Source organism: Desmonostoc muscorum LEGE 12446 (assembly GCF_015207005.2).
GTDB lineage: Bacteria > Cyanobacteriota > Cyanobacteriia > Cyanobacteriales > Nostocaceae > Nostoc > Nostoc muscorum.
Genome location: NZ_JADEXS020000001.1, coordinates 1,097,139 through 1,107,512 on the forward strand (window position 1 = coordinate 1,097,139; position 10,374 = coordinate 1,107,512).

General features: G+C 42.2%; 7 protein-coding genes. 5 read left to right on the forward strand and 2 right to left on the reverse strand.

Annotated features, from left to right (window positions below; all coding sequences use genetic code 11):
- Positions 1-92: 92 nt before the first annotated feature.
- Entirely contained in the window at positions 93-1,229 is a 1,137-nt protein-coding gene (locus IQ276_RS04715) for an SGNH/GDSL hydrolase family protein (RefSeq protein WP_193919850.1), read from the reverse strand.
- 340 nt (positions 1,230-1,569) lie between these two features.
- Between IQ276_RS04715 and dprA the strand changes: the two genes are divergently transcribed.
- The 4 genes from dprA to IQ276_RS04735 all read left to right on the forward strand — a co-directional run bounded on the left by dprA (position 1,570) and on the right by IQ276_RS04735 (position 6,995).
- Positions 1,570-2,688, forward strand: a complete 1,119-nt coding sequence (gene dprA / locus IQ276_RS04720; RefSeq protein ID WP_235115439.1) for a DNA-processing protein DprA — start codon at positions 1,570-1,572, stop codon at positions 2,686-2,688.
- Positions 2,689-2,936: 248 nt separating this feature from the next.
- Positions 2,937-3,980, forward strand: coding sequence for a type I glyceraldehyde-3-phosphate dehydrogenase (gene gap / locus IQ276_RS04725; RefSeq protein ID WP_193922260.1), 1,044 nt, complete (start codon positions 2,937-2,939; stop codon positions 3,978-3,980).
- Positions 3,981-4,328: 348 nt separating this feature from the next.
- Entirely contained in the window at positions 4,329-5,759 is a 1,431-nt protein-coding gene (pyk, locus tag IQ276_RS04730; protein WP_193925738.1) for a pyruvate kinase, read from the forward strand.
- Between the two features lie 231 nt (positions 5,760-5,990).
- Positions 5,991-6,995, forward strand: a complete 1,005-nt coding sequence (locus IQ276_RS04735) for a transaldolase (protein ID WP_193921846.1) — start codon at positions 5,991-5,993, stop codon at positions 6,993-6,995.
- A 304-nt stretch (positions 6,996-7,299) separates the two neighbouring features.
- On the opposite strand, the gene IQ276_RS04740 is transcribed toward IQ276_RS04735, so the two are convergent.
- Entirely contained in the window at positions 7,300-7,674 is a 375-nt protein-coding gene (locus IQ276_RS04740) for a hypothetical protein (protein ID WP_193921848.1), read from the reverse strand.
- Between the two features lie 1,058 nt (positions 7,675-8,732).
- Between IQ276_RS04740 and IQ276_RS04745 the strand changes: the two genes are divergently transcribed.
- Entirely contained in the window at positions 8,733-10,358 is a 1,626-nt protein-coding gene (locus tag IQ276_RS04745) for a sensor histidine kinase (protein ID WP_193921850.1), read from the forward strand.
- The last annotated feature ends 16 nt before the right edge of the window (positions 10,359-10,374 follow it).

Genomic DNA, 10,374 nt, shown 5'->3' on the forward strand with positions numbered 1-10,374 from the left:
CTGATTTTTTTAGAGGTAAAACCAAGACAAGAGCAAAAGCGATCGCAGCTATTGGTATTCTGGAAAAAAATCAACAGCGATCGCTTTTGAGATTACTTTCCTAGAATTTGTAACAATGCTTCTCGATAAATTTTTAGTCCCTCTGCATTTAGATGATCGCCATCAGTGGTAAGGTTCTTTTTCAGAACATTATTTTCATACAATGGTGCTACTCCTGCTGCGGCAACTGGTACTTTTTCTGTTTCCCCAACTTGATTAATTAGAGCATTAATTTGTTCGACTCTAGAAAGTGGTGCTGCAACAGTTGGATCAGAGCTAGCCTCAGCCGTTGAATAAAAAGCCGGAATCAGAAAAACCTCTTTAGTTCCCATTGTGCGAACAAGTGCGATCGCCTCTTGGAGGTTCTTGGTAAACAACTCATCACTAATTCCATACCAAGCATCATTTCCACCGATGGCAATAATGGCTTTTTCGCATTTCACCTTAGTAGGAACTAAAGTTTTCAGTTGTTCTAATAATGAAATTGTACTCAAGCCATTTAACCCAAAATTAAAAGTACCACTGCCAAGGGTATTGCCAAGTCCAGCCGAAATCGAATCACCAAATAAACAACCTGAAAACTGTTTATCTTGGGCGGCGAGTGTTTGATATTGCAGTGCAATTTTCCCTAAAGGTGAAGTAGTTACATTATCCTTTGGCGGTGCATCAGCAGAACCAGAAGATGAATTTGCCATGCCAACTATTCGGGAAATTTTTGACACATCAATAACTATTTCATTACTGGGATAGGCTTCTAGAAACGTGAGGAGTCCTAAACCTTCTGGTGATTTTGCTCCCAGGATAATACCAGATCGTAGCGCTTGGATACTGGCTTGATCGCGACGGGCGATCGCTTGGGAAACAAAATATAAAATTTGCTTGCCCGTTTGTGTATTTGCCAGCTTGTCCAAAGCCACAATATCAAGAGACATCTTTACTTGCAACGCATCTTGAAACTTCTGTTTTTCTTCAGGGCTGAGACGACCTAAAATAGATTGTAAATTCGCAGAAACTTTTTGCGTCTCGCTATAGTTGCGTATATCTGCCACAGGGATGGATTGCTCAAATAAACCGTATCTAACAACAACATTCTCGGCTGCCAAACTAGGCAATGCACCAAAAATACTATGCAGTAGTGGAAAGATTGAGTAACCAGATAGGCTTAGTAAAAGACGATAAAAAGATTTCATCACAAAAGGTACTGAGAGAATTAATAGTCAATAGTTAATATTCAATGGTTAAGAGTCAAGAGTCAATGGGGATTGGGGACTGGGGATTGGGGACTGGGTATTGGGGATTGGGTATTGGGTATTGGTGATTGGGTACTGGTGATTGGTGATTAAAAGTTTACCCAGTCCCTAATCCCCAGTCCCCAGTCCCCAGTCCCCAGTCCCCAGTCCCCAGTCCCCAGTCCCTAGTCCCCAGTCCCCACTCCCCAATCCCCACTCCCCAATCCCCAATCCCAGCAATAAATGGGCGCAACCCCTTGATTTTGGGAATACTCAAACCAGTGGGCGTGAGGATAGAAAAGTGGTAGAAGAAAGTGCGTATTGGGTAGCTTGGTCGCAAATTTCGGGGATTGGCCCGGTATTACTGCGACGACTACAACAGCATTTTGGCACCCTGGCAACCGCTTGGAACGCTACTAAGGTACAGTTAGGGGAAGTAGAGGGTTTTGGTTTTCAAACACTCGAAAAAGTAGTACAACAGCGATCGCGTCTACATCCAGAACAGCTATTCACCAAACACCAACAGGAAAACCCGCATTTCTGGACTCCAGCAGATACCGATTATCCCCGCTTACTACTGGAAACTCCCAGTCCACCAGCGATTTTGTACTATCGCGGTGAAGTTGAAACCCAAGAAAATCTCGGACAAAAACCACTAGTTGGGATTGTCGGAACCCGTCGCCCTTCAGAATACGGGATTCGTTGGACTCGTCAAATTAGCACAACTTTGGCTAAAAATGGCTTTACAGTGGTTTCTGGGATGGCGGAGGGAATTGACACCGAAAGCCACGCTGCCGCTATGAAAGCTGGTGGAAGAACGATCGCAGTTTTAGGAACTGGTGTAGATGTTATTTATCCCCAGAAAAATCGGGATTTATACAAGCAAATTTTGACGGCTGGACTAGTCGTGAGTGAGTACCCCACAAAAACCCCACCCGATCGCACTCACTTTCCCCGCCGCAACCGCATTATTGCAGGCATGAGCCGCGCTATCCTGGTAATGGAAGCCCCATTAAAATCTGGCGCCCTAATTACAGCCACCTACGCCAATGAATTTGGTAGAGATGTCTATGCATTACCAGGGAGAGTGGACGATTATCCATCCCAAGGTTGTTTAAAGCTGCTAACTCAAGGCGCTTCTTTGATTCTCAAAGAATTAGACGAATTATTAACAATGCTGGGAGCAATACCACAAATTGATGAAGTTGAGCAATTTCCCACAGCACAACAGTTAACTTTGCCAACTTTATCACCCGAATTGCAACGAGTAATGGATGCGATCGCTTTTGAAATTATACCCTTCGATTTAATTGTCCAACAAACCGGTATGGCTGCCGGTTCAGTTTCCAGTGCTTTGTTACAGTTAGAACTTATGGGTTTACTCTCCCAACTACCAGGAATGCGGTATCAAAAAATTTAAGAGTCATTAGTCATTAGTCATTAGTCGTTAGTCATTTGTTTTTCTCCGCGTCCCCGCGTCCCCCCATCCCCCCATCCCCCCATCTCCCCATCTCCCCACTCCCCACTCCCCAAACCTTAAAAGATGCCAAGTAAATATGCCTTAGCTGACTCAAACTGTCACGATCATAAAGTAAAGAGTAAAAGGCAATCTATTTTGACTTTTAACTTTCTCCTTTTGTTCAACTTTCCACAACGGGAGGTTTAATCTTGAGTAAATTGAAAGTTGGTATCAATGGCTTCGGTCGAATCGGGCGACTTGTGCTTCGCGCTGGTATTGATAACCCCAACATCGAGTTTGTCGGCATTAACGACCTAGTACCACCAGATAACCTCGCTTATCTATTAAAGTACGACTCAACCCACGGTAGACTAACGAACAAGATTGAAGCCAAAGACGATGGTATCCTCATTGACGGCCACTTCATTCCTTGCGTATCCGTTAGGAATCCCGCAGAGTTGCCTTGGGCACAACTAAGTGTAGAATATGTAGTGGAATCTACGGGACTTTTCACTGGCTACGAAGGGGCAGCCAACCACCTGAAGGCAGGTGCAAAGCGGGTGATCATTTCCGCTCCCACCAAAGATCCAGATACAGTTCCTACTCTGTTAATGGGTGTTAATCATCACTTATTTGACCCCAGTAAGGATCTAATTGTCTCCAATGCTAGCTGTACTACAAACTGTCTAGCTCCCATCGCTAAAGTCATCAATGACAACTTTGGGTTAACTGAAGGCTTGATGACCACAGTTCATGCTATGACTGCCACCCAGCCAACCGTAGACGGTCCCAGCAAAAAAGATTGGCGGGGTGGTCGAGGTGCAGCCCAAAATATTATTCCTTCCTCCACAGGCGCAGCTAAAGCCGTAGCACTGGTTTTACCAGAATTGAAGGGCAAGTTGACTGGTATGGCATTCCGAGTTCCGACTCCTGATGTCTCTGTAGTTGATTTAACTTTCAAAACTGCCAAAGCCACCAGTTACAAGGAAATCTGTGCTGCCATGAAAGAGGCTGCCGCAGGCTCTTTGGCGGGTATCCTGGGTTACACAGACGAAGAAGTAGTTTCCACAGATTTTCAAGGTGATACCCATTCCAGCATCTTCGACGCAGGTGCTGGTATTGAGTTGAACTCCAACTTCTTCAAAGTAGTTGCCTGGTATGACAACGAGTGGGGCTACTCGAATCGGGTGCTTGACTTGATGTTATCTATGTCACAAAAAGAACAACTCGCACCAACAGCTGCTGTGGTTTGATTTGGATTGGGTATTGGGTATTAGGTACTGGGTATTGGGTATTAGGAAAACTATTCCCCAGTCCCTATTCCCCAATCCCCAGTCCCCAATTCGGGATTTGGGTCAAATGGTAAATACCTGAAAATAAAACGCAATCTAGTATCTTTACTTAGCAAAGCAGTGATATGAAGCACCTGTGATTCTGGATACCTGATGCAATGTCTTGCGAATCAAATCTGAAGTTTGTAATTACGAATTACGTTAGCGCAGCGTTAGCGACGTAGGAGCGTCATTACGAATTACGAATTACAAATTACAAATTGGTATCAGGCATCCATGTCGCAGGTTATTCCTCAACCCTTAATCCCTATGCGTCGAACCAAAATCATTTGTACTGTTGGGCCTGCTACATCTGCACCTGAAAAGCTGCAAGCCTTAGTAGAAGCTGGAATGAATGTGGCACGTTTGAATTTTTCCCACGGGGCTTATGAATTCCACGCCCAAACGGCTCAATATCTTAGGCAGATTAGTGCTGAGCAGCAAAAGCCGATCGCCATTATGCAAGACCTGTGTGGTCCAAAGATCCGCTTGGGTATCTTACCACCAGAAGGGTTAAATGTGGAAGCTGGGAGTGAAGTTACCTTTGTTTTGCAAGAGAAGGGTGAGAGTATTGACGAATTGCCTTTACCATTGCCGACTTTGTTTGCAATGGTGCGACCAGGCGAACCGATTTTAATTAATGATGGTCGCGTTAAGTTGATTGTCACCCATCGTGATGCCGATCGCATTCGGGCAGAAGTGAAAATTGGCGGGTTAATTTCCACCCACAAAGGAGTCAACCTGCCACAAACTCCTTTACCAGTAAGTTCGATCACCGAAAAAGACTTGCTAGATTTGCGTTTTGGCATTCAGTTGGGTGTAGACTGGGTAGCAGTGTCTTTTGTGCGATCGCCCCAAGATTTAGAACCCGCCCAAAGGATGATTGAATCTGCTGGTGCTTCAATCCGCTTAATTGCCAAAATCGAAAGAGCTGAGGCACTAGAGCAATTTGACTCCATCCTCAAAGTTGCCGACGGCATTATGATTGCCCGTGGCGATTTGGGTGTGGAAGTGCCGATTCATGAAGTCCCTCTGATTCAAAAAGATATCACTCGCCGTTGCAATCATGCTGGCAAGCCCGTGATTACAGCCACACAAATGCTAGAGTCGATGATTAGCGCCCCCGACCCCACCCGCGCCGAGGCAACAGATGTTGCCAACTCCATCTTTGATGGTACAGATGCGGTAATGCTTTCTGGTGAAACCGCCGTGGGACAATATCCCATCGCCGCCGTCCAGATGATGCACAACATTGCCGTGCGAACAGAACAAGCTTTAGAAGAGGGCGGCAGACACTCCTGGTGTCATGAACCAGGTAGTCTCAGCGTCACCGAATCGGTGGCAGAAGCGGTGTGTCGTATCGCCTATGAAACCGGCTCACGGGCAATTCTCTGTAACACAACCTCAGGGAGTACAGCGAGAATGGTGTCAAAATATCGCCCAACTTCTCCAATTATTGCCTTAACCTCCGACCCCACCGCTTACCGCCAGCTAGCACTTTCCTGGGGAGTCGAACCTCTGCTGATTCCACCAGTCCACAATGCTGAAGAAATGTTTACAAATGTGGTGAACAGAGTCCTAGACAGAGGCCTTGCCAAGAAGGGAGATCAGGTGGTGATTACCTCTGGCGTTCCAATTGGTCAATCAGGAACAACCAGCTTAATCAAAGTGCATTCCATTGGACAGCCAATTTCTGCATAAGCCATCTAGAATAGGGCTGTGAGTCTGGAGGGGAGTGGGGAGTGGGGAGTGGGGAGTGGGGAGGTGGGGGAGATGAGGGAGATGGGGGGGATGAGCGAGATGAGGGAGATGAGGGAGCAAGGGAAGAATAACTCCTAACTCCCTACTCCCCACTCCCCACTCCCTACTCCCTACTCCCTACTCCCCACTCCCTCTGGAATTAAATCCTAAACAAACATCACGGAGTATTTTATGTCTAAAAGTTTACTAGAACAATTGCGAGAAATGACTGTTGTGGTTGCAGATACAGGGGATATCCAAGCAATTGAAAAGTTTAAACCCCAAGACGCCACCACAAATCCCTCCCTGATTACTGCTGCGGCGCAGATGCCAGAATATCAGGAAATTGTCGATCAGACTCTACTTCAGGCAAAAAAAGATGCCGGAGCCGGAGCTACCCAAGCACAGATAGTTTCTCTGGCGTTTGACCGTTTGGCAGTGGCTTTTGGGTTGAAGATTTTACAAATTATTCCCGGTCGCGTGTCTACGGAAGTGGATGCTCGTTTGTCCTATGATACTGAAGCTACGATCGCTAAAGCACGGGAATTGATTGCTCAGTATAAAGCTGCTGGAGTTGACCGCAATCGCGTGTTAATTAAAATTGCCACCACCTGGGAAGGCATTCGCGCTGCGGAAATTCTGGAAAAAGAAGGTATTCATTGTAACCTTACCTTGTTGTTTGGTTTGCACCAAGCGATCGCCTGTGCAGAAGCCGGCGTTACCCTAATTTCTCCCTTCGTCGGTCGGATTCTCGACTGGTACAAAAAAGATACCGGACGCGATAGCTACCCAGCAGCCGAAGATCCCGGAGTTTTGTCAGTCACCAAAATCTACAACTACTACAAGAAATTCGGCTATAAGACCGAAGTTATGGGAGCTAGCTTCCGTAATGTTGGTGAAATTACTGAACTTGCAGGTAGCGATTTATTGACAATTTCACCGTCGCTTTTAGCCGAATTACAAGCAACTATTGGAGAATTGCCACGGAAGCTCGACCCTGCTAATGTAGCAAACTTGGAAATTGAAAAAATATCCATTGATAAAGCTACCTTTGACAAGATGCACGCTGCTGACCGCATGGCAACTGATAAACTAGACGAGGGCATCAAAGGTTTCACCAAAGCACTAGAAGACTTGGAAAAACTTTTGGCAGACCGATTGGCTCGCCTTGAAGCAGAGGTAGTAGCAAGTCATTAGAATGTGACCAAATAATTACTAATTCGTAATGGGCTTTGCCCCGCAACGCTTACGTAATTCGTAATTAAAGAGGGTACAAGCCCCCACCAAATCAAAGATTTGGTAGTGCAACAATTCAGTGTACGGGGTAAAGCCCCCACTGATTGTAATTACGAATTACGAATTACGAATTACGAATTATTTTGACCATAGTTAATGGTTAGTGGTTAACAGAAAACCACTAACCAACGTTATCGAAGAGGACAAGGAGATGAGGGGACAGAAGAAAACCCTTGTCTCCTTGTCCTCTTTTGGTGAGATGTCATCAATACCATTGACGCCTATACTCTCGTTGACGCCTATACTCTCGTTGTCGTCTTAACTGCTGCTGTCGGATTACCCGGTATCGTCCAAAAGGCTCGCGTCGTCGGATTACCCGGTATCGTCCAAAAGGCTGGCGTTGTCGGATTACCCGGTATCGTCCAAAAGGCTGGCGTCGTCTGATTACCCGGTATCTTGACCGCCTTTGAGCAATTAAAAGCTCTCCTTTTTGATCTCCAACCAGGTTAGCCTCTGATGCCGCACTTTGTTCATTAAGACCATTACTTACAGAAATATCTTTCGCTTCTGCTAAGGAGGGCGGATACACAAAGGCAAATAGCAATAGTGCTATTGAGGATAGCTTCCTGAAACCTTTCATGTTTTTGCTTCTCTAAACTTTCGCTAATAACTTTATTAAAACACTTTAAAATCAGCAGATTATCGCTCATACGGTTTTTTTTAAACTTAATTTGGTATGAAATTCTGTATGAAAATTTCATTCTTATGAATGATTGTTAATTGAAAAAAACTGTGCCGATTAATCAGACAGTAGCGATCGCCTGTATTTGACATCAGCGATAATTACTATAATTTGGATTTAATATTTTCTCCGAAATGCCCAATCCCTAACCCCTTCTGCGGAATTAAAAAATCTAAATGTTCTCCAAAAATAAGTTGTATTTCTTTAAGAAAACCTTGCATTTTTAATAATCTGGAAACCCAGGTTTGATAACTATCTTAGACACTGAGGGGTTAGGCATACTTGACAAATTTGCATTTAAAATTATCGCTAAAACTGTGTTTTTATTGAGAATGAACAACGAACTAATAAGGGTTATAAAAACGTGAGTGAATACTCTCGCAAATCTTAAAAAAGATCCGGGTAATGGATAGCGGCTTCCGGAAGGGAGTTAGGGGGTTAAGTTAATCGTTAGCTTTTCGACATAACGTGAAAAGTCAGAATCTTGACAAGATTTTTTATAAAACTTTAGCTGTCTTACCCAACGATCAATTAATCCGGTTTAGAACAGACAAAAAATTTTGTAGAAACGGGTGTATATACGCGCAGTTTGAAACGTCTCTACAGTTCAGCAATTACTACTAAAAATCCTTAGCTAAATAGTATAGAATTATAAATTTCCACAAGATTGGGCAGTGTGATTACTGAGGCTTTACAATAACTAATTGAAATTACAATTTTTATAAAAATAAAAATAATTTTACAGATAATCATAGACAAAAATGGAGAAAAGAAACATTAATAAATATTAATACTAACAGTAAATCTCAGATTGTTTGACATATCCATACATGAATTGGATAATTGGTTTTATATCTTCATTATTCTAAATAGCGTACTTCTACTTTTTTGTGATAAATTGTATATTTTACTCAATCGAACTTTGCTGTATATCTATCTCAAAAGCTTATATCAAAATGCACTTGCTCCGTAAAATGAGATTTCCTCCTTCTCAACTAGTAACTGTAACAGTAATGTTAACATTACTGTTATTTATTCCCCAAATTTGGCTAAACTGGCAAGCATATCATAACTTCAATAGCATTAATAATACTGAATTTCAGCTACAAAAACTAAGTGATGAAATTATCTATTATGATGAAGTATTAACCATGTCAGCCCGCATGAATGCGGCTACAGGAGACCTGAAGTGGGAACAACGGTATCGTCAATTTGAACCTCAACTTGATGCTGCTATTAAAGAATCTATGAAACTAGCTCCTAAAACATATAAAAATGAGGATGCAAAAAAAGTTGATATTGCTAATCAGCGATTAGTTGCAATGGAATATCAATCTTTTGATTTAGTCCAGAAAAATCAAAAAGAAGCAGCACAATTACTATTGTCCAGTCGAGAATATGAAACTCAGAAACACATTTATGCTGATGGTGTTGCTAAAAGAAAGCGTGATATTTTACTTCAGTTGCAACATAAAATTGCTGAATATCGCCAAAAAATGTTTTGGGCAATTTTCCAATCTATTATAGGTTTAGCAATGCTGATTCCGGCATGGTTTTTAGTATTGCATTTATTGCAGGAATACTTAAAAGCTAAAAAATTTGCTCAAGCCGCCTTAGAAGAAACTAATTATATGTTGGAAATGCAAGTCGCGAGAAGAACCGAAAAACTAAACCAGAAAAATATTCAATTAGAACAGACACTACAAGAATTGCAACACACTCAAGTACAGCTGATTCAAACTGAAAAAATGTCCTCACTAGGTCAGTTAGTCGCTGGTGTTGCTCATGAAATTAATAACCCTGTTAATTTTATTTATGGTAACTTAACTTACGTTAGAGAATATACTCAAAGTTTGCTCATTTTAATTGACTTATATCAACAACAATATCCTAATCACAATCCAGAAATAAACATTTTTATTAATGAAATAGATTTAGAGTTTATTATTGACGATCTGCCAAAAATCTTATCTTCAATGGTAGTTGGTGCCGATCGTATTTGCGAGATTGTGCTATCTTTACGAAACTTCTCGCGTCTTGATGAAGCAGAAATGAAATTTGTGGATATTCATGAAGGAATTAATAGTACACTGTTAATTTTGCAACATTATCTCAAAGATAAGCATGAACAGCAGGAAATTGCCATTATCAAGCAATATGGAAATTTGCCTCTTGTCGAATGTTATCCGGGAGGGCTAAATCAGGTATTTATGAATATCCTCAGTAACGCTATTGATGCTTTACGCCAACAGCAAATAGACTCTTTAAAAACAGAAATTAAACAACATAGTTGCATTATTATTCATACGGAAGTTAAAAATCAAGAGTGCGTGATTATCAGTATCAAGGATAATGCTTCAGGAATAGAAGAGGAGGTTAAAAGTAGATTATTTGATCCCTTCTTTACTACTAAATCTGTAGGTAAAGGTACTGGATTAGGATTATCTATTAGTTATCAGATTATCGTAGATAAACATAAGGGAAAAATCAATTGCATTTCTGAACCTGGTAAAGGGGCAGAATTTGTAATTGAGATTCCTATCAAGCAGATAAGACAAGAAATCAAATCAGGAAGCGAATAGAATTCACGGCTTTTTA